Source organism: Tsukamurella sp. 8F, assembly GCF_029167375.1.
Classification (GTDB): domain Bacteria; phylum Actinomycetota; class Actinomycetes; order Mycobacteriales; family Mycobacteriaceae; genus Tsukamurella.
Map to the genome: position 1 here is coordinate 99247 of NZ_JARFTP010000010.1, position 18016 is coordinate 117262.

The 18016-nt window shown below is 68.7% G+C and carries 19 protein-coding genes; 10 read left to right on the forward strand and 9 right to left on the reverse strand.

All coding sequences use genetic code 11. The features are described 5' to 3' along the window. Positions 1–146: 146 nt before the first annotated feature. Both P0W64_RS10240 and P0W64_RS10245 read left to right on the forward strand, forming a co-directional pair. The gene (locus P0W64_RS10240) at positions 147–944 is read left to right on the forward strand and encodes an alpha/beta hydrolase (RefSeq protein WP_275479991.1); all 798 of its coding nucleotides are present in this window, start codon (positions 147–149) and stop codon (positions 942–944) included. 47 nt (positions 945–991) lie between these two features. Further along, positions 992–1717 (forward strand): TetR/AcrR family transcriptional regulator, encoded by a 726-nt coding sequence (locus P0W64_RS10245; RefSeq protein ID WP_275479992.1) that lies wholly within the window; start codon positions 992–994, stop codon positions 1715–1717. A gap of 41 nt (positions 1718–1758) precedes the next feature. On the opposite strand, the gene P0W64_RS10250 is transcribed toward P0W64_RS10245, so the two are convergent. Continuing rightward, positions 1759–2991, reverse strand: a complete 1233-nt coding sequence (locus P0W64_RS10250) for a glycosyltransferase (protein WP_275479993.1) — start codon at positions 2989–2991, stop codon at positions 1759–1761. Between the two features lie 160 nt (positions 2992–3151). On the opposite strand from P0W64_RS10250, the gene P0W64_RS10255 reads away from it, so the two are divergent. From P0W64_RS10255 to P0W64_RS10265, 3 genes are all read left to right on the forward strand, one after another. Beyond that, positions 3152–3475: a hypothetical protein gene (locus P0W64_RS10255; RefSeq protein WP_275479994.1), complete on the forward strand. Its 324-nt coding sequence runs from the start codon at positions 3152–3154 to the stop codon at positions 3473–3475. A gap of 97 nt (positions 3476–3572) precedes the next feature. Next, positions 3573–4265, forward strand: coding sequence for a response regulator transcription factor (locus tag P0W64_RS10260; RefSeq protein WP_275479995.1), 693 nt, complete (start codon positions 3573–3575; stop codon positions 4263–4265). After that, entirely contained in the window at positions 4262–5596 is a 1335-nt protein-coding gene (locus tag P0W64_RS10265; protein WP_275479996.1) for a HAMP domain-containing sensor histidine kinase, read from the forward strand. Before P0W64_RS10260 ends, P0W64_RS10265 begins: the two co-directional genes overlap by 4 nt. Here the strand turns inward: P0W64_RS10265 and P0W64_RS10270 are convergent. From P0W64_RS10270 to P0W64_RS10285, 4 genes are all read right to left on the reverse strand, one after another. Continuing rightward, entirely contained in the window at positions 5579–6088 is a 510-nt protein-coding gene (locus P0W64_RS10270; RefSeq protein ID WP_275479997.1) for a hypothetical protein, read from the reverse strand. The genes P0W64_RS10265 and P0W64_RS10270 overlap by 18 nt on opposite strands. Further along, positions 6060–6863 (reverse strand): hypothetical protein, encoded by an 804-nt coding sequence (locus tag P0W64_RS10275; RefSeq protein WP_275479998.1) that lies wholly within the window; start codon positions 6861–6863, stop codon positions 6060–6062. Before P0W64_RS10275 ends, P0W64_RS10270 begins: the two co-directional genes overlap by 29 nt. 169 nt (positions 6864–7032) lie before the next feature. Next, a complete protein-coding gene (locus P0W64_RS10280; RefSeq protein ID WP_275479999.1) occupies positions 7033–7926 on the reverse strand; it encodes an alpha/beta hydrolase in 894 nt (297 codons plus the stop codon). Further along, the gene (locus P0W64_RS10285; protein WP_275480000.1) at positions 7923–8618 is read right to left on the reverse strand and encodes a TetR/AcrR family transcriptional regulator; all 696 of its coding nucleotides are present in this window, start codon (positions 8616–8618) and stop codon (positions 7923–7925) included. The genes P0W64_RS10280 and P0W64_RS10285 overlap by 4 nt, the downstream gene beginning before the upstream one ends. Before the next feature lie 106 nt (positions 8619–8724). Between P0W64_RS10285 and P0W64_RS10290 the strand changes: the two genes are divergently transcribed. Next, a complete protein-coding gene (locus P0W64_RS10290; RefSeq protein WP_275480001.1) occupies positions 8725–10071 on the forward strand; it encodes an MFS transporter in 1347 nt (448 codons plus the stop codon). Continuing rightward, entirely contained in the window at positions 10059–10652 is a 594-nt protein-coding gene (locus P0W64_RS10295) for an ABATE domain-containing protein (RefSeq protein ID WP_275480002.1), read from the forward strand. The genes P0W64_RS10290 and P0W64_RS10295 overlap by 13 nt, the downstream gene beginning before the upstream one ends. Here the strand turns inward: P0W64_RS10295 and P0W64_RS10300 are convergent. Next, positions 10643–11200: an SWIM zinc finger family protein gene (locus P0W64_RS10300; RefSeq protein ID WP_275480003.1), complete on the reverse strand. Its 558-nt coding sequence runs from the start codon at positions 11198–11200 to the stop codon at positions 10643–10645. The genes P0W64_RS10295 and P0W64_RS10300 overlap by 10 nt on opposite strands. Then, entirely contained in the window at positions 11200–13092 is a 1893-nt protein-coding gene (locus P0W64_RS10305) for a DEAD/DEAH box helicase (RefSeq protein WP_275480004.1), read from the reverse strand. The genes P0W64_RS10300 and P0W64_RS10305 overlap by 1 nt, the downstream gene beginning before the upstream one ends. A gap of 258 nt (positions 13093–13350) precedes the next feature. Here P0W64_RS10305 and P0W64_RS10310 point away from each other — a divergent pair, with 258 nt between their 5' ends. The 3 genes from P0W64_RS10310 to P0W64_RS10320 are packed head-to-tail and all read left to right on the forward strand — an operon-like array spanning position 13351 to position 16091. After that, a complete protein-coding gene (locus tag P0W64_RS10310) occupies positions 13351–13989 on the forward strand; it encodes a TetR/AcrR family transcriptional regulator (protein ID WP_275480005.1) in 639 nt (212 codons plus the stop codon). After that, positions 13986–15260 (forward strand): hypothetical protein, encoded by a 1275-nt coding sequence (locus P0W64_RS10315; RefSeq protein ID WP_275480006.1) that lies wholly within the window; start codon positions 13986–13988, stop codon positions 15258–15260. The genes P0W64_RS10310 and P0W64_RS10315 overlap by 4 nt, the downstream gene beginning before the upstream one ends. Positions 15261–15263: 3 nt before the next feature. Next, complete coding sequence (locus P0W64_RS10320; RefSeq protein WP_275480007.1) at positions 15264–16091, forward strand: Abi-alpha family protein; 828 nt, start codon at positions 15264–15266, stop codon at positions 16089–16091. Between the two features lie 36 nt (positions 16092–16127). On the opposite strand, the gene P0W64_RS10325 is transcribed toward P0W64_RS10320, so the two are convergent. Both P0W64_RS10325 and P0W64_RS10330 read right to left on the reverse strand, forming a co-directional pair. After that, positions 16128–17060: a mechanosensitive ion channel family protein gene (locus P0W64_RS10325; RefSeq protein WP_275480035.1), complete on the reverse strand. Its 933-nt coding sequence runs from the start codon at positions 17058–17060 to the stop codon at positions 16128–16130. Positions 17061–17083: 23 nt separating this feature from the next. Continuing rightward, positions 17084–17998: an aldo/keto reductase gene (locus P0W64_RS10330; protein WP_275480008.1), complete on the reverse strand. Its 915-nt coding sequence runs from the start codon at positions 17996–17998 to the stop codon at positions 17084–17086. Positions 17999–18016 lie beyond the last annotated feature (18 nt).

Consider the following 18016-nt stretch of genomic DNA (forward strand, 5'->3'; position numbering starts at 1 on the left):
GGATCAACGGATCGGACGAACAGTGATGCGCGTCACGTCTGTAGGAGCATAGACTGCGATATGAACATGACGTCAGGATTGGAAAAGTTCGATCCCCGACACAGTCACACGTGCGTGAGGCGACGTGGACGAGATGAGGAGCACCCATGACCCGCGAAACCCACGCGCCCGTTCGTCCTCCGCACCTGCTGTGCAGCATCACCGACGGTTCGCGCGCACTCGGCGAGCTCAGTTGGTTCGGAGGCTCTGCCGCGTGGCTCGCGACCCGGCCACACAGGGGCGACGGCCGTCCGGTGCTCGTGCTTCCCGGATTCATGGCCGGCGACTGGTCGACGGTTCCGCTCCGACGCATGCTCGATCACCACGGATATCGCACTCACGGTTGGGGGCTCGGGCGTAACCAGGGACCCACGGCTGACGCGATCGAGGGTCTCGACGCCCTCTTCCGTCGAATCCAGGATCAGTACGCTCGGCCGATCAGCCTCATAGGGCAGAGCCTCGGCGGGCTCTTCGCCCGCGAACTCGCGCGCCGCTTTCCCGATAGCGTCGACCGGATCGTCACGCTCGGGTCGCCGGTCTCGATCACCGATCCCGCCCAGTCCCGCGCCGGTCATTCGTACCGGCGGAGAGAGCACCTGCACGTGCCCGAGTTCGCCTTCGACAGGTGGACGACCGCGCCGCAGCCTGCGGTGCCGGCGACTTCCATCTTCAGCCGCTTCGACGGGATCGTTCGCTGGCAGGCCTGCTTGTATCCCCGCACCCCGCTGACCGAGAACATCGAGGTGGCTTCCAGCCACCTCGGGATGGCGGTGCAACCGCCGGCCGTGTACGCGACACTCGACCGACTTGCGGCGCCGCTCGACCCGTGGCGCGCGTTCGAACCGCCGCGGCTGATACGTGGATACTTCCCCGGAACGGCCGACCCCACCTACTTGGCGGCGTAACAGCATGCCGCGCCACTATCGTGGCTACGACACGATAGGAGACAGCAGTGGGAGAGTCGACGGCCGCAACGGTCGGCACCACCCCCGACGGCTCCGGCCAGCACGGCGACGCGGTGCCGTCGCTCGCCGACGTCACCATGTTGCGCGAACTCCCCGCCACGAAACGCGGCATCCGCACGCGCGACGGGATCATCGCAGCGGCCCGGAAGGTCTTCGAGGACAGAGGCTTCATCGATGCCCGTCTGGCCGACATATTCGCTGAGGCCGGTTGCTCGACGGGCACGTTCTACCTCTATTTCGGCTCGAAGGAAGAGGTGCTGCACGCGGTCCTCGACACGGTTCGCGACGACATGCTGCATCCTCGGCTGGACGAACACATACCGTCGGCCGATCCGTACGCGGTGATCGAGGCCTCGATCCACGCCTACCTGGTGGCCTATCGGCGCAACGCATCGATGATGCGATTACTCGAGCAGGTCAGCACGATCGATGCCGGACTCCGTGCACGCCGGATCGCCCGCAGCAAGGCCTTCGCGCAACGGAACGCGCGAGGTATCGAGCGACTACAGCAACGTGGTCTCGCCGATCCCGGGCTGGACCCGTATCTGACCGCCTGCGCGCTGTCGTCGATGGTCAGCCGCCTGGCGTACCACACCTACTGCATGACGGTCGGCACGGAATCCGTCGTATCCGACGACGAGGTCCCGGCCGAGGTGCTCACGCAGATCTGCAGTCGGCTCTGGATCAAGTCACTCGACATCCATCGCGGGTGATCGAGGGGCTCAGCACCTCGGACGCGCCTCGGAGGCGCCACTCAGCGCCGGGCGGCGGCTTCGATCACGTCGGCGCCCGTCGATGCGCCACCCGTCGCCAGGTACCCATCGGCGACGGCGCGAGCACCGGCCGTCATCGAGCCGGCGGCGCGCACGGCTGCCCGCAGCGCCCGCGGACCACGTCGCGGGTGCCGGGCGATCCGTGACGGCAGCCGGATTCCAGCGCGGGCCAGTTCTAGTCGGCGGGCGACCTCGAGCTGATCCCGGCCGAAGGGCACCGCCACCGTCGGTACACCACGCGCGAGGGCCTTCTGGGTGGCGCCCATACCGCCGTGTGTGACGGCAACCGACGCACGATCCAGGATCGAGCCGTGTGGGGCGAAGCGCACGACCGTCGCGTCGGGTGGAACGACGAGGTCTGATGGGACCCCCGCCGGCATGGTCGCGACGACGTGCAGGCCGGTTCCCGCCATGGCCGCGAGCAGGTGCCGGACGAGTACCTCGTCCCGTTGCGGGTCGGACGACGTGGTGACCAGGACGATCGGGCGGTCGATCGCGCCCAGCCAAGGCGGCTGTGCTGTTGGCGGATCCCATTCGCACGCACCGAGATACACCAGGTTCGGGACATCGGGATGTGGGTATTCGAAAGGTTCTGCTGTGGCGACCAGCAGGACGGGCGGCCGACGATAGAAGTCGTCCGGGTCGGTCAGTGCGGGCAGCCCGACGGAGGTACGGGTCGCGTTGATCCGCGGGCCGGCGATCCGTCGGGCGAGCGCGTCCAGGGCCGCGCCGACGAGTACATCCCGTGCGCGACCGGAGATCCCGCGGGCGGGCGCGAGGCCCGGCCCGAACGGAGGCAGCCCCGGGGAGCGGATGGGGATCGGTGAGGCGGAGAAGCAGGCCCACGGCAGCCGGCACGCTTCGGCGCCTGCCATCGCTCCCCAGGCGTTCGCATCGACGACGAGGAGATCGGGCGAGTACGCAGCAACCGCCGCGTCGAGGTCGGGCGCCTCGAACACCGCGCGGCGGGCGAACATCTCCATGCCGTGAGCGAAGGCCTGCACAGGGTTTGTCGCAGATGCGTCATCGGAGGGCACGGATTCGATTCGCGGATCCAGCGCGGAGGCGTCCAGCCCGAAGGATGCGAGCGTGTGCACCTCCGAGGCGATGGTGCGGACGTGTACGACGTGCCCGCGGGCGCGTAGCTCGAGAAGTAGCGGCATCATCGGGTACAGATGCCCGCGGCCGACCGCCGTGTATGCGAGAACCTTCATGCGAACTCACAGAGCGGGTGAGGCGGTGTCGTGAGCACCTGGATCCCTCCAGACGTGCGGTATTCGTAGCGAACCTACCCTGGATCTCGTCGACCAGGGGCGTTCCGCCGCGGGCAGCGATCTTCAGGTGCCCTTCAGACTCGCCCGAGATGGTCTCAGTATGAAGAAGATCATCGCGGTGGCGGTAGCCACCACAGCAATAATGTTGGCACTCTTCGTGTTCGGTGACTCCGTCGCCAACGCGGCACCGCATTACACGCCAGGGTGGTGTTCACCCGCGCAGTGGCATCCCGGCTGGGCGAGCCCGCCCGTGTGGCATGCCGGCTGGTGGGGACGGGGGGTCTGGCACCCGGCATGGTGGGACGGCCACAGCTGGCGTCCGGGTTGGTGGAGCCCGCCCGTGTGGCATGCGGGCTGGTGGAGCCCCGGTCGGTGGCACGCCGGTTGGTGGAGCCCCGGACGGTGCTACCCGGGCCACTGGTGACCCTTCTCCCGTGCCCGGCCGGACTCACCTCCGGCCGGGCGCTCTTTGGCACAATCGCGGGCATGCCCTCGGCCGCCGAGATCGGAGCGCACGCCTGATGGCGCGCGCACGCGTTCTCGTGATCGAGGACTCGACCGCGATCCGCAGCGCACTCGAGGCCGCGCTGCACGACGCCGGCTACACCGCCGTCGGCCGCCCGGACGGTGGTGACCTGTCGGCCGATCTGAATGCCTTCCGTCCCGACGTGGTGCTGCTCGACGTCATGCTGCCGGGCCGCGACGGGTTCACCCTCCTGCGTGAGATCCGTCAGCACTGCGACGCGGGCGTCCTGATGGTGACGGCGCGCGACGGCTCGACGGATCGGGTGCGCGGCCTCACCGCCGGCGCCGACGACTACATCCCCAAGCCCTTCGACCTCCCCGAGGTGATCGCACGCGTGGGCGCGGTCCTGCGCCGCACCGGCCGGATGGGCGCCACGGTCGAGGTGGGGGATCTCGTCGTCGATCCGGACGCGGGGGTCGCGATCCGCGCCGGCCACACGCTGTCACTGACCGCGACCGAGTTCCGGATGCTGTCCTACTTCGCGCAGTGCAGGGGCCGGGTCCTGTCGAAGACGCAGGTCCTGACCGCGGTGTGGGGCTACGAGGGGTTCGATCCGAACCTCGTCGAGGTGCACGTGAGCGCCTTGCGGAAGAAGCTGGAGCAGCACGGCCCCCGTCTCCTGCACACCGAGCGCGGGCTCGGCTACATCCTTCGGGCACCTCCCTCGGGGCGGACGATCACATCGTGACGGCACTCCCGCGGCTCCTGACGGTCTCGCTCCGGGGCCGCGTCCTGGTGACCACACTCTCGGCGCTCGCACTCGCGCTGGTGATCGTCGTCGTGGTGGTGGCGGCGCTCTTCGAGTCCGTGGTGCACCGGGAGGTGAGCGAGGAGCTGCGGGCACGGGTCGGCTACGCCGAAACCCTCGCGCGCACGGTGGCGACGCCGCAGGAATTCGTCCGGCGGGTCGACGTCCGGCTCATCACCGCGCAGGTCACCATGCCCGACGGCGAGGTGATCGGCGAGCACAGGAGGTTGCGCGGCGAGCGTGAGGTGCAGACGCGCGACTTCGTACTGCACGGCGGCCGGCTCGACGGTGCCCGCGTCACCCTGACGGTCGACAGTCAGCCGCTGCAGGTCGTGAAGTCGCGGCTGCTCTGGGGCATGGTCGCGACCGCGCTCGCCACGCTGGCGGTGACGGGTCTTCTTCTCGCCGTTGCGGTGCGCCGTGCGCTCGCGCCGCTCGATGCGATCACGCGCCTGGCCCGGGACACGGAGGCGGGCAACCGGGGCGGCCGGCTCCTGCCGGATCGCCCGGACACCGAGCTGGGACGGGCCGCGAACGCTTTCGATGACATGCTGGACTCGATCGAGAGCGCGGAATCCCATGCGCGCGAGGCGAACGACCGGGTCCGCCGGTTCGTCGCAGACGCCGCACACGAGCTGCGTACCCCGATCACGGGGATGCGCGCGATGGCACAGGCCCTGCTGCAGCGTTCGCAGGATACGGACGCCGCCGAACGCGAGCGGCTCAGCGTGATCCTGGTGCAGGAGTCGAACCGCGCCGGCCGCATCGTGGGCGACCTCGTCGACCTCGCCCGCATCGACGCGAGCATTCCGCTGGACCTCGACCTCGCCGAGGCCGACCTGTACGAGCTTGCTTCTGCGCAGGTGGAGCGAAGTCGGTTGGTGCATGCCGGGCTGGTACTCGAGCTGCGGGGCGGGGGCGCCGTGGCAATGGTGGATGCCGCGCGCGTCAGCCAGATCTTGGCGAACCTCGTCGACAACGCCTGCCAGGCCACGCCGGAGGGCGGACGAGTCGTCGTGACGGTGGGTGCGGCAGGGGAGATGGCCGAGGTGCACGTCGTCGATACCGGGACCGGTATCCCCGCCGCGGATCGCGAGCGCGTCTTCGATCGACTGGTGCGCCTGGACGCGAGCCGCCGGATCGGCGGAGCGGGATTGGGGCTCGCGATCGCTCGTGGGCTGGCGCGCGCCCACGGCGGGGATCTGACCTGCAACGAGCCTCCTGCCGGTTTCGCGACCGACTTCCGGCTGGTCCTACCGATCAGGCGGTGAAGGCACCGTCGGAAACGGCTCCGTCGGGTTCCGCGGCGGGGGTGGTCCCGTCGGCGCAGGGGAGCGGAGCGCCCTGCTCAGTCCCCACCCCGCTGCGCAGACGGCGATGGTCTCGGCACAGACCGACACCACGCCGAGCGGCTCGAACCAGTCGCCTACGTCGTCGCCGAGCTCGGGAAAGGACATCGACCGCGTCGCGATGTAGCCCACGACGGCGAGGGAGCATGTCGTGAGTGCGGCGGCGTACACGGCCCCGGAGTCCACCCACAGCGCGGTCGCCGCGACGAGCCCGCATGCGGCGGTGAGCACGACGAATGCGATGCCCATGTAGGGCGCCTCGTCCAGGTGCGGCGCTATCACCGGGATGTGCGCTACGGCGGCCACGGCCGCCGCAGCCGCGAGCACCCAGCGGGCGCGGCTGCGGGTCTCGCTCCAGGCGAACGTCTCGAAGCCGGCAGCCATGTCACGGTGTCCATTCCCGCGCGAACGCATGCGCCAGATCGTTTCCGGGCACGAAGAACACGTGCATCATCAGTGACGCTCCGCCGCTGCGGGAGTGATAGTGCCACCGCGTGATCGGGCCGCCTGGGGTGGGTGGTGCCGCCGGGTACGACTCCGCGGCGGTGTACATGACGCCGATCAGCTTCCAGTGCCCGCCGGCCTGATACTCGTACATCAGGGTCTCGGGTGCGTTCGGGTCGAGTACCTTGCCGTCCTTGCGGAACTCGACATTCGCCACGTGCAGCATCGGCATCATCTTCGGTGTGGCACCGGCGTCCACGCGCTTCAGGTGCTTCGCCAGTGCGGGGCGCTTCTTCTCGGCGCGCTTCAGTGCCGAGTCGAGGTCGTAGCCGGCCGCCTTGGCGGCGGTGACATCCGAATACTTCGCGGTGTCGGCCTCGGACTGCTGCAGCAGGTCCGCCGCCGCTGCGCGCTGCGCATCCGATGCGGCCGCCACGTCGGGCAGGTTGGGCATCGAGGCGGCGTCATGACCGTACTTGTGCGCCCAGCCCTTATGCGCTGCATCCAATTTCGTCTTGGTGTGTCGCTTCTTGTCCGCGGGCGCGGGCGAGGACATCTGCGAGGACATCGCCGCATCGGTCTCGTGCGACGACGATGCCAGCGCGATGCCGGCACCGGTAGCCCCGGCGGCACACAGTGTCAGGCCCGCTGCGGCGCACACGGCGACGATCCGCGTGCGGCGCCCCATGATCCTGCGCGGACGGTTCGGCGGCACAGGCGGTAACGGTTCGGTCGGGTGTGTCATCGCGCCTCCTGGAGCATCGGTGCCACCCGATGCGGTGGCTCTCCCCATGGTCGGAAGCGGGTCTGAAGACGACCTGAAGTCGCTCGGTGCTGCGAAAGACGCTGGTATCGCCCTGGCCGACCCGCCCGCAGCCCGACTGAGGGCGGCGCGATCGGACCGAGCCGAGGCGCTAACCGCCTGCGGAACAGGCGGCGAGCTCGCGAATGAAGCCGGAGATCTCGCCGGGCTGCTCCTCGGCCATGAAGTGGCCGGCATCGATGGTCCGATAGGTCAGGTCCGGCGCCCACGCGCGCCAGAGCGAGGCGGCGTCGAATCCCAGCCGCGAGCCCCAGTCCTGCGAGACGACACCGACCGGCATATCCAGGGTGTGGCCGGCCTCGCGGTCGGCGCGGTCCATGTCCAGGTCGATCCCCGCCGTGGCGCGATAATCGGCGACGATCGAGTCGACGGCATCGACTGAGCTCTCGATGTAATGGCGACGCGCCTCGGGCGTGAACGTGCTGCCGTCCGTGTCCCACACGTCGAGGAACGACGCGAAGAAGTCCTCTGCGACGGCGGCGATCATCCGCTCGGGCAGCCCCCTGGGCTGCGCCATCAGATACAGATGCCAGGCGACTCCGGCGTCGACCCCTTTAAGGACGTTCCAGGTGTCGAGGGTCGGCAGGACGTCGAGGATGCCCAGGAACTGCACGCGTCCGGGATGGTCGAGGCCCGCACGGACGCCGACGAGGGCTCCGCGGTCGTGTCCCACGACACCGAAACGTCTGTGGCCGAGCGCATCCGCGATGGCTGTGAGGTCTGCAGCCATCGTGCGCTTGGAATACGTGGTCTCGTCGCGCTCGACGGGCTTGGCGCTCGCACCGTAGCCCCGCAGGTCGGGGACGATCACGGTGTGATCGACCGCGAGGTCCTGCGCCACCGCCCGCCACATGTAGTGGGTCTGTGGAAAGCCGTGGAGCAGCGCGACGGCCGGTCCGCTGCCCGCGGACGCGACGTTGAGGCCGACCCCGTCGTGGCCGGGGATGCGCTCGTAGCGGAATCCATCGATGGCGGGCGTGGTCATGGGTGCCTCTCGTCTAAGGTGGCCGCTGCGGGCGCGGGGTGGCCGGAGAAGACCCCGGCGGGAAGGGGTGGCGCATCCTGCGCGCTCGCCCGCAATGCTGGGATGAGGATCGAGTCGACCAGGGCCGCAAGGTAATCAGTGCCCGTGTCCAGGCCGTTGAGACGGCGGATCAGCAATACCGACCCCGCGACCTCCTCGAAGGGGAACGGATCCACATCGCTGGGCAGTTCCCCGCGACGCACGGCGGCGTCGACCACCGTCGGCGGCAGGCGCGCTCCCGTCGGACCGACCGTTCGCTCGATCTCGTCGCACAGCTCGGGATCCTCTAAGCCGGCTTGGAGCAGGACCAGTGCCGTCTGTCCGTCGGTCGAACGCATCGTCGCGATCAGGCGCTCGCACAGGGCGAGCAGGTCGCCGCGCAGAGTGCCGGTGTCGATGTCCGCCAGGCTGTCGCGTCCGGCGGGACCCGCCTTCACGGCCGCCACGACCATCTCCCGCCGGGAACTCCAACGCCGATAGAGGGTGGGCTTGGATGCGCCGGCACGACGCGCCACCGCCTCGAAAGTGACGCCTTCATAGCCACTCTCGGACAGAAGCTCTGCCACCACCGCGAGGATCTCGGCCTCCCGCGTCGCGTCACGGGGGCGCCCCCCGCCCTGCCGTCTCTCAACGGGTCTATCTGAATACGACACGTTTCGTATCGTATCGGATGGCGGCTCGGCGCGTCGCAACGATTAGCGCGCGAGGGTGAGCCTGTGATGTAATAGGTTCAATGCATTACATACGAATGAGGTGATTATGCCGACAGAACTGACCCGGCCGGCCGAGGCGGCGCAGCCCACCGCTGCGCTGCCGGTCCTTCACTGCCGTGGACCGCGGTACAAGTGGGGCGTACTCGGGATCGGCGTCGGCGCCCAGGCGGCCTTCTCGATCGCCTTCCAGGGCATCCCCACATCGGGTCCGGTGCTGCAGGCGGCATACCACCTGACCACCCACCGACTCGGGATCGTCCTCGCCGCCGTCACCTGTGGTATCGCCATCACCGAGGTCGCATGGGGCATCATCACCGACCGGATCGGTGAGCGCCCCGTGTTGATCACCGGCCTCACCGGGACGACGATCATGTTCGTCCTCGCCGCATTATTCGTTGCGCCGCATGGGAATTCGGTTCCTAGCTACTGGCTGCTGTCGGCCGTCCTGCTCATCGCCGGCGCCTCCGGCGGATGCATCAACTCGACGAGCGGCCGAGCGGTGATGGGATGGTTCGGACCGAGCGAACGGGGTTTCGCGATCAGCATCCGCGCGACCGCGGTACCCGTCGGCGGCGCAATCGGAGCAGCCGTACTACCTCCGCTGGGCATGGCCTTCGGGTTCCGGTGGGTCTTCGTGTTCTTGGCTGCACTGTCGGCGCTCGCGACCGCGGCCGTCGTCGCATTCCTCGAGGACGCGCCTATCGCGAAATCCGAAGGCGCCGTGACGAACACTGCCGTGGAAAACCCGCTGCGAAGATGGGTGATCTGGCGGATCGCCTTGGTCGCCTTCCTGCTCGACCTGCCCCAGTTCACGGTCCTGACCTTCGGTGCGATCTTCCTACACCAGGTCGAACACATGTCCATCGGCTCCATCGCGGCCCTACTGGTCATCGTGCAGGTCCTCGGTGGTGCGTCCCGCGTCATCGGCGGGAAGTGGACCGACCTCCAGGGCGGCCGATACCGTCGCCGCATCGTGCGGATCTACAGCTGGCTCATCGCAGCGGGATTCGTCCTCCTGTCGGTGTACAGCGTGCTCCCGACGTGGGCGGTCGCCACCCTGCTGGTGGTCTCGGGGGCATTGGCCTGCGGCTGGCACGGCGTGCACTACGCCGACATCGCGGTCACCGCGGGCGCCGAGCGTTCCGGCACCGCGCTCGGGCTGGAGAACACCATGGTCTTCGGCGGTGCGTTCATCACTCCGATAGCCGTCTCGGCTCTCCTGCCGATCACGTCCTGGTCGCCGGTGATGTTGCTCGTGGGCGCCATACCGGCATTGGCCGCGGTGTTCCTGATGCCTCGTGAACCGCGTGTGGCCGCCGTCCCTCGGAGGCGCGTAATGTTGCGGACCGATCATCGGAGTTCCCGCGGGAAGGAGCGCGGATGCGTGAGATGAGGCCGCCGGTCAGCCTCGAACTCGTCGGCACGGTCCACGGCAGGTTCTCCGAGCATCCTTCCGATGATCTGACGAACCCGGAGACTGCCGCTGGGTGGCTACGCAGCAACGGATTCCCCACCGCGAAACCGTTCGGTGAGGAGGACTTAGCCGACCTCCGGGCTCTGCGGCAGGCGATCTTCAGCGTGCTGGCCGCACAGACGGAGGGCCGCGCGCAGGACCCCGCGGCGGTGTCTGAGCTCAACCGTGCACTGCAGCGCGGTCACATCACCTCGCTGGCCGCGGTGGATCCTCGGTCCCAGCACCGGCTGACCGTTGTCGAGGTCGGCGCCGACGGTCCCGAGGCGATCGCGCACCGCATAGCCGCCGACGCGCTCGCGCTGATCACGGGGCCGTTAGCCGAGCGCGTGCGCCAGTGCAGCGCCCACACGTGCGGCAGCTTCTTCCTCGACACTTCGCGAGCCGGCAACCGCAAGTGGTGCTCCTCCACCGCGTGCGGTAACCGTGCTCGCGTAGCAGCGCACCGGAGTCGCCATCAGGGCGGGGGCCGGAGGGGTGAGCGGCCGACGGATCACCCGTAGAACGTCGCCACATCCAGATCGTCCAGGGGAATCCACTCCCGATCCGCGTCGTCGACCGCGTCGGAGCCGGCCATTCGCAGCTCGAGCGCGAGCCGTGGCCGCTCGTCGATGCGCATCGACAGCGCGTAGAGCGTGGCCAGGATGTGCACGCACGGCCGTTTGCGGCTGCGACAGTCGCAGGTCGCGGTGTGCTCGTCGAGTGGCACCGCGAATGTGATTCCGGCGGAGGCGAAGTCGTCGGCGAGCCCATCCGGTAGGTCGCCTGCGGCCAGGCCCGGATGCGCGGCGAGAGACGCGGCGAGCAACTCCCGGGCCGTCCGCTGCACCGGCTCGGGCCACGAGGGGAACTCGATTCGCACGTTGGCCGCCGCACCGGATACGGCGACTGTCGCTGTCACCGTGCCGACCTCGGTGGTCACCGTCGCCCCCTGGTTGCGGGCGACGGTGCGCGCCTTGGGGAGCGACGGGTTCGGAACCGATGCGGAGGTCTTCTCCACCGTCCGGGTCCAGGCGCGCCCCCACACGGTGGCACCGAATTCCGACATCATCAGATGGCTCCCAGGTCGAGGTCGAGTACGGCGTGCAGGTCGTCGTCGGACAGTTTCGCGAGGGCGGCCTCCGCATTGCCGTCGACGACGTCGGCCAGCCCGCGCTTGGTGTCGTGCATCTGCGCGATGCGGTCCTCGATCGTGCCGCCGGTGATCATTGTGTACACGTTGAGTGTTCGCGTCTGGCCGATGCGGTGGGCGCGATCCGTGGCCTGCGCTTCGACGGCCGGATTCCACCACCGGTCGTAGTGCATCACGTGCGCGGCGCGGGTCAAGTTCAGGCCGAATCCCGCTGCGCGCAGGCTCAACAGCAGCACCGGTGGCGCGTCATCGTCCTCCTGGAACGCCCGGACCATCTGGTCGCGCCTGTCGCCGGAGAGCCCACCGTGCAGGAACGGCACCGGTGCGATTCCGAGGGTCTCGCCGAGCGTCGTCGACAGCAGCTCGCCCATCGTGCGGTACTGCGTGAACACGAGGGCGCGATCACCGTCGTCGGCGATCTCGGCCAGCATCTCGGTGGCCCGGTCGAACTTGCCGGACCGGCCCGATCCGGCCGGCCCGTCGCCCAGGTACTGGGCCGGATGGTTGCAGATCTGCTTGAGCGCGGTGAGGAGCGCGAGCACCTTTCCGCTCCGCCCGATGCCGCCGCCCAGGCCCTCCGTGAAAGCGCGATCCACGGCCTCCCGGTAGAGTCGGACCTGCTCCTCGGTGAGGGTGCAGACCATCGACGTGTGCTGCTTGGCCGGCAGTTCGGTAGCCACCAGATCCTTGGTGCGGCGCAACATGTTCGGCCGTACCAGAGATGAGAGTGCCTCGGCGGCGGGAGCCGAACGCCGCTTCTCGATCGGCGCCGCGAACCGCTGTCGGAAGCGGCTGCGAGAGCCGAGTAGTCCGGGGTTGGTCACGTGGAACAGCGCCCACAGTTCATCGAGCCGGTTCTCGACAGGCGTGCCCGTCATCGCGATCCGCACGGTCGCGGTGAGTTTCGCGGCCGCGCGGCTCACCTGTGCCTCGGGGTTCTTGATCTGTTGAGCCTCGTCCATCACGACCACGTCCCATGCGGTGGCGGCGAGCTTCTCATCGCTGCGCAGCACCGGATAGCTGGTCACGACGACGGTGCCGGGCTCGAAATCGTCGGGTAGCCGGCGACTCGAGCCGTGGTAGCGGACGACTGTCGTGCCGGGGGAGAAGCGCGCCAGCTCGCGGCGCCAGTTCCCGATGAGCGACGTCGGGCAGACCACGAGGTGCGGCCGCTCGGTGCGCCGCATCGCGAGTAGGCAGATCGCCTGCAGCGTCTTGCCGAGCCCCATCTCGTCTGCGAGCACGCCGCCGGCGCCCAGCTCGATGCGAGAGCGAAGCCAGGCCACGCCGTGCACCTGGTACGGGCGGAGCTGTGCGTCGACGGCGCCGGTGAGCTCGGCGGTCGTGCTCGCAGCCCGGCGGAACTGCGCGAGAAGCGCGGCCGGCGCAGCCACGGCCGAACCGTCCTCGTCGGTGACGGCGTGCGCTGCGGTGGGCATCCGCGCGGCGAGCGCCGCGAACTCGTCGTCGCGGTCGGCCGGGCGGTTCGCGGTCGGCTCCGCGGCGGGGTCGACGAGGCACGCCGCCTCCTGCCAGGTCTTGATCGAGCGTCCCACACGCGAGCGTCGGTCGAGCGCTGTGAGCGCTGCGACCGCCTCGTCGACATCGACGAGGCGCACCTCCCTTTCGGCGGCGACGATGCGGGCGCCGTCGGGGACGGCCAGCATGCAGGTTCCGGGTCTGCCCGGCGGGAGGTCGTGCGCCGCGACGGCGCGGTCCAGTCGGTCGGGTCCCCACCAGGCGAATGCGTTCTCCGCGGGGACGAAAGTGGCCTGCAGGGTGACTCGTGTCCGTCCGGACAGGGCGACCATCTCCTAGCACGTGCTCGGGTGATGCGCAATAGGCGATTCGCGCGGCGCAAGGCTACGCCGATCGGTCGGAACGTGCATATGCGGTGACGCGCTGTCACACCCGTCCCGACCGGGCCGGTGGAGGCTCGCGCGTTTCGTACTCTGTACGCGGTGTTGGTCACACCTGCCGCAATCGGTGATAGATAGGCCCTACACTCCTATCAGCCCGGGTGCCTGCCTGCGGCGACGGACCTATGTACCTGTGACAGGAGGTGCGCGATGCACATCGTGGTGAGTCGCGAGGACTACTTCGCGGCGGCGCGCACCGTGCTCGCCGAAGACGGTGTCTCCGGCTTGAAGATCGGCACACTGTGCAAGGCGCTGAACGTCACGAGCGGCTCCTTCTACGGGTACTTCGGCAGTCTTCAGGGGTTCATCGACGAGTTCCTCGCCGATTGGGAGGCCGAGCAGGTCGCCCGTATCCGGCGCCAGGGCACCGTCGACGGGGATATCCGCGCCCAGATGCAGAGCCTGAAGGCGCTGGCCGAGGGGCTGCCCCACGAGGCGGAGGCGGCCCTTCGCGGCTGGGCCCACATAAACAAGGCGGTCGAGGCCGTCCAGGAGCGGCTCGATGCGCGCCGGAAGACGATGCTCGTCGAGCATTTCACGCCCCTCGTCGGGCCCGAGCGAGCACATGCACTCGCCGTCGCGGGTATGGCGATGCTGATCGGGGTGCAGCAGTGGCGACGCCCGGCGGTTCAGGGCGATTTCGACATGCTCTTCGCGGAGTTCGAGCGCCTATTGGAGGCCGAAGAGGCCAGACGGGGTCGCGTACGCGATCTCGAATGTAATAAAGACTATGTTACAGATGTGCGTGGCGGCGCCGGGACGGACGACGTGACGGAGGACCGGCGATGAACGCGCACCTGATCGAGCAACTCATCACGATCCCGCTGTTCACCGGGATCATCGGGTACATCACCAACTGGACAGGCATCCTCATGCTGTTCGAGCCCAAGCGGTTCTACGGCGTCAAGGTGCCGGGTGTCCGGGTCCTGTATCCGCTGCTGCCGCGCAGGGTTCAGGTGATCCCCGCGATCCGCGCCGACGGCCGCGTGGGCTGGCAGGGCATCGTCCCGTCCCGTGCCGAGAAGATGGCGAGTATCGCGGTCGACAAGTCGCTCTCGAAGGTCGGCAGCATCGCCGACTTCTACCGCATCCTCGACCCCGAGTACGTATCGGAGCATCTCACGCGCTCGGCGCTGCCCGAGGTCCCCAGCATCGTCGAAGGCATCATGCAGCGGGAGAATCCCCGCCTGTGGTATTCGCTTCCCGACGAGTTGAAGGCGGTCGTCTACAAGCGGGTCGCGGCGAGTCTGCCAGACGACATCCGGCGCATCACCGCGACGATCGGCGAGAACATCGACGATTACGTCGACGCGAAGCTGATGGTGATCCGGCACCTGTCCGCGAACCCGAAGATCCTCAAGCAGATCTTCTACAACATCGGCCGCAAGGAGCTGAGGTTCATGCAGAACTTCGGTTTCTACTTCGGCTTCCCGATGGGCTTCGTGCTGGTAGCGCTGCTGCACTACTTCCCGCACTGGTGGCTGCTGCCGCTGGGCGGCATCGTGATCGGCTACGTCGTGAACTATGTCGGCATCACGATGATCTTCGAGCCGCTGCACGCCAAGCGTTGGGTGCCGTGGCGGCAGGGTCTGTTCCTCAAACGCCGCGAGGAGATCGCGCAGCAGTACGCCGAGGTGATGGCCGATCAGGTGGTGACCATCGAGAACATCTGCGACGAGTTGCTGCACGGCCCCAGGTCGGACCGGACGCGCGCCACGGTGGAGCATGTCCTGCGGGAGTCCGTCGATACCGCGGCCGGGTGGGCGCGGCGCGTGGTGAAGCTGTCGGTGGGCTCCGAGGCGTACGCCCGAGTCCCGCAGCTCGCCGGTATCGAGGCCCTCAAGGTCGCCGAGCAGACGGTGGCCGAACCCGCCTTCGTGGAGCAGCAGCGGAGCAAGGTGCGGGCGTTCGTCTCAGCGCGGATGACCATTCTGCGGCCGGAGGATCTCAGCGAGCTCCTGCGGTCCGCCATCAAACAGGACGAGTGGCTTCTGTTCCTGCACGGCGCGGTGCTCGGCTCCGCGGCGGGGTTCCTCCATCTGGCGATCTTCGGGGTGTAGACAATGACAGACGGTGTAGTGGTTTTCAACGGAGTGGTGATGACGGAGGACGGGGTCCCGATAGAGGACGACGGCCGTGCGCTCGAGCGTCGCGGGCCGCAGATGCCGGCGTTGCCCGAGTCGACCCCGCTCGTCGGGGGCGTGTTCGGGCGTCTGAACAAGGCGTCATCGGCGGCATTCGAACTCGGCAAGGAGGTCACCGGTTCCGCCGGCCGCCTCACGAGGCAGTTCGTCACCGAGGCCGAGCATCTGGTGGATGTCGCCCTCCCTGCGGGGACGCCCCGCATCGTCGTACACGCCGAGGTCGTCGAGGACGAGCCGGCCACGCAGCAGACCCCCATCGAGCCGCCGCCGCCCACCGCAGAGGAGTTGCGGCGGGCGGGCGACAGACTGCTGGCACGGTCGGCCGAATCGCGCCAGGGCGTGGCGACGCATCCGGCGTTCCAATACATCCTCGAACAGCTCGCGCCCGACGAGGCCCGCATCCTGCGGCTGCTGGCGAGCGGACCGCAGCCCGCGGTCGACGTACGCACCAACCGCCCGTTCGGCGTGGGCTCTGAGGCGGTGGCGTTCGGGCTCTCGATGATTCCCGAGGTCGCGGGGTGCCGGAACCCTGAGCGGATCACCGCGTATCTCGGCAACCTGCACCGGCTGGGGTTGATCTGGTTCTCGAAGGAGCCGGTCGAATTGCACCGCTACGAGCTCGTCCAGGTCCAGCCTGCCGTCGCCGAGGCGATCAGCAAGGCCGGCCGCTACGCCAAGGTGATCCGGCGGCGCATCGAGGTCACGGCGTTCGGTGCCGAGTTCTTCGACTGCTGCTTCACCACATAGCTTCCGCGCCGGGGAGTGCCTTTGTTCGCGGGACCGTCAGACCCGCGCGGCGCCCCGCGGGACGGGGAAGCCGCTCGGGTACGGGGCGGCCACATCGTGTGCTTCGAACGCGCCCAGGATCCGTCGGCGCAGCTCCCGTTCGACTGCCCACTGGGAGTTGGCGCGTACGGCCACCGTCAGGCGCAGGGTCACGGTATCGGCGGTGACCGAGGAGACCCCGAGCATCTGCGGGGGTGAGAGCATCTCCGATTGCAGTTCGGCATCGTCCGATGCGGCCTGCGCCGTCTCGTGCGCGACCCGGCACGCGAGGTCGACGTCGGTGGCATGGGCGACCGGCAACTCCACCACCGCGACGGCGTGTTCCTGGCTGAAGTTCGCGACGCGCTGGATCTCACCGTTCCGTACGTACCAGAGCGTGCCGTGCATGTCGCGCAACGTCGTGATCCGCAGGCCGACGGTCTCGATGGTGCCCGTAGCCTCCCCGAGATCGACTATGTCGCCTACTCCGTACTGGTCCTCGAACAACATGAACAGTCCGGTGATGAAATCCCGCACCAGGTTCTGAGCGCCGAATCCGATCGCGATACCGACGACGCCGGCCGATGCGACGAGCGGTGCGACGTTGACGCCGAGAATCGCGAGCGACTGCAGTACGACCCAGATCAACACCAGGAAGGACACCGCTGACTTCAGCACCGAGGCGATGGTCTCGGCGCGCTGGGCCCGACGGGCGCGCGCTCGCGGGTCCCGCGGCGGCTTCTTCTCGACCGGTCTGCGCCGCCACCGCAGGCGCGGTGGCCGCCCCGTCCCCGAGGCACTGCGCGCGAGGCGATCGATGAACCGGTGCAACACGAAACGCAGTACCAACGCGAGCGCCACGTAGACCGCGATGCCGACCGGCTTGTCGATCAGCCAGTTCCGGCTGTTCTCGGACAACTCCTCTGCCAACACGGCCCCGAGGCTACAGATTCGCGCCGATCTCGCCAGTGTGCTCAAGCGAGGGTGATATTCCCCTCCCGCGAGGGCACGGTGCCGAGCTCGGTCATCGCTTCGGCGTCCAGTACGACGTCGCCCACTGCGAGGTTCGCCTCCAGGTGCTCCACGGCCGCCGTGCCCGGGATGAGCAGAGCGTGTGGCGCGTGCGCGAGCAGCCACGCCTGACCGATCTGCGCGGGTGTCCGGTCCAGCCGCTGTGCCACCCGTACGACTGCGGGCTCGTCGACGACCTTGGGCAGGCCGGGCCACGCGCCCCCAAGCGGATAGAAGGGCACCCACGCGATGCCCTCCTGACCGCAGAGTTGCAGCAGGGCTTCGTCGCCGCGGGAGACCAGGCTGTACGCGTTCTGCACGCACACGATGCCCGCGGGGAGCGCGCGCTGCACGGCCTCGAGGGACACCGCGCTGAGCCCGATCGCCCCGATCAGCCCTTCGTCTCGGAGCGAGACCATCTCTGCGAGCTGGTCATCCAGATCGACGACCTGATCCCCCGCCGCTCGCAGCCCGGGGCCGACGTCGGCGCGGCGCAGGTTCACTACGGGAAGCTGCTCGCGGCCGAGCGAACGGAGGTTCGCCTCGACGGAGGCCCGCAGCTGCTCGGGACGCTGAGCCAGCCGCAGAGGTATCGGCCCACCGTCGGGATCCCGCTCGGCGCCGACCTTGGTGACGACCACTACGTCGTCGTCTGCCGTGAGTGTGGTGCCCAGGATCCCGTTGACGAAGCCGCTGCCGTAGAAGTGCGCTGTGTCGATGTGATCGACACCGAGCTCGACAGCGCGCCGGACGACGGCGCGCGCAGCGTCGGGATCCTCTGCGAGGCGCGCGAGTTGCATGGCGCCGTAGCCGATCCGGGAGACGGTCTGGGCACCGAGCCTCCCGACGCCGCCGGGCCGTGTGACCTGTGGATTCATGGTCGCCTCCTGATTGAC

Bases quoted from the DNA above. Each gene is read 5' to 3' on its own strand.
- P0W64_RS10240 (WP_275479991.1), top strand. From the start codon at position 147: ATGACCCGCGAAACCCACGCGCCCGTTCGTCCTCCGCACCTGCTGTGC.
- P0W64_RS10250 (WP_275479993.1), bottom strand. From the start codon at position 2,991: ATGAAGGTTCTCGCATACACGGCGGTCGGCCGCGGGCATCTGTACCCG.
- P0W64_RS10255 (WP_275479994.1), top strand. From the start codon at position 3,152: ATGAAGAAGATCATCGCGGTGGCGGTAGCCACCACAGCAATAATGTTG.
- P0W64_RS10260 (WP_275479995.1), top strand. From the start codon at position 3,573: ATGGCGCGCGCACGCGTTCTCGTGATCGAGGACTCGACCGCGATCCGC.
- P0W64_RS10270 (WP_275479997.1), bottom strand. From the start codon at position 6,088: ATGCGTTCGCGCGGGAATGGACACCGTGACATGGCTGCCGGCTTCGAG.
- P0W64_RS10275 (WP_275479998.1), bottom strand. From the start codon at position 6,863: ATGACACACCCGACCGAACCGTTACCGCCTGTGCCGCCGAACCGTCCG.
- P0W64_RS10280 (WP_275479999.1), bottom strand. From the start codon at position 7,926: ATGACCACGCCCGCCATCGATGGATTCCGCTACGAGCGCATCCCCGGC.
- P0W64_RS10290 (WP_275480001.1), top strand. From the start codon at position 8,725: ATGCCGACAGAACTGACCCGGCCGGCCGAGGCGGCGCAGCCCACCGCT.
- P0W64_RS10295 (WP_275480002.1), top strand. From the start codon at position 10,059: ATGCGTGAGATGAGGCCGCCGGTCAGCCTCGAACTCGTCGGCACGGTC.
- P0W64_RS10300 (WP_275480003.1), bottom strand. From the start codon at position 11,200: ATGATGTCGGAATTCGGTGCCACCGTGTGGGGGCGCGCCTGGACCCGG.
- P0W64_RS10305 (WP_275480004.1), bottom strand. From the start codon at position 13,092: ATGGTCGCCCTGTCCGGACGGACACGAGTCACCCTGCAGGCCACTTTC.
- P0W64_RS10310 (WP_275480005.1), top strand. From the start codon at position 13,351: ATGCACATCGTGGTGAGTCGCGAGGACTACTTCGCGGCGGCGCGCACC.
- P0W64_RS10315 (WP_275480006.1), top strand. From the start codon at position 13,986: ATGAACGCGCACCTGATCGAGCAACTCATCACGATCCCGCTGTTCACC.
- P0W64_RS10320 (WP_275480007.1), top strand. From the start codon at position 15,264: ATGACAGACGGTGTAGTGGTTTTCAACGGAGTGGTGATGACGGAGGAC.
- P0W64_RS10330 (WP_275480008.1), bottom strand. From the start codon at position 17,998: ATGAATCCACAGGTCACACGGCCCGGCGGCGTCGGGAGGCTCGGTGCC.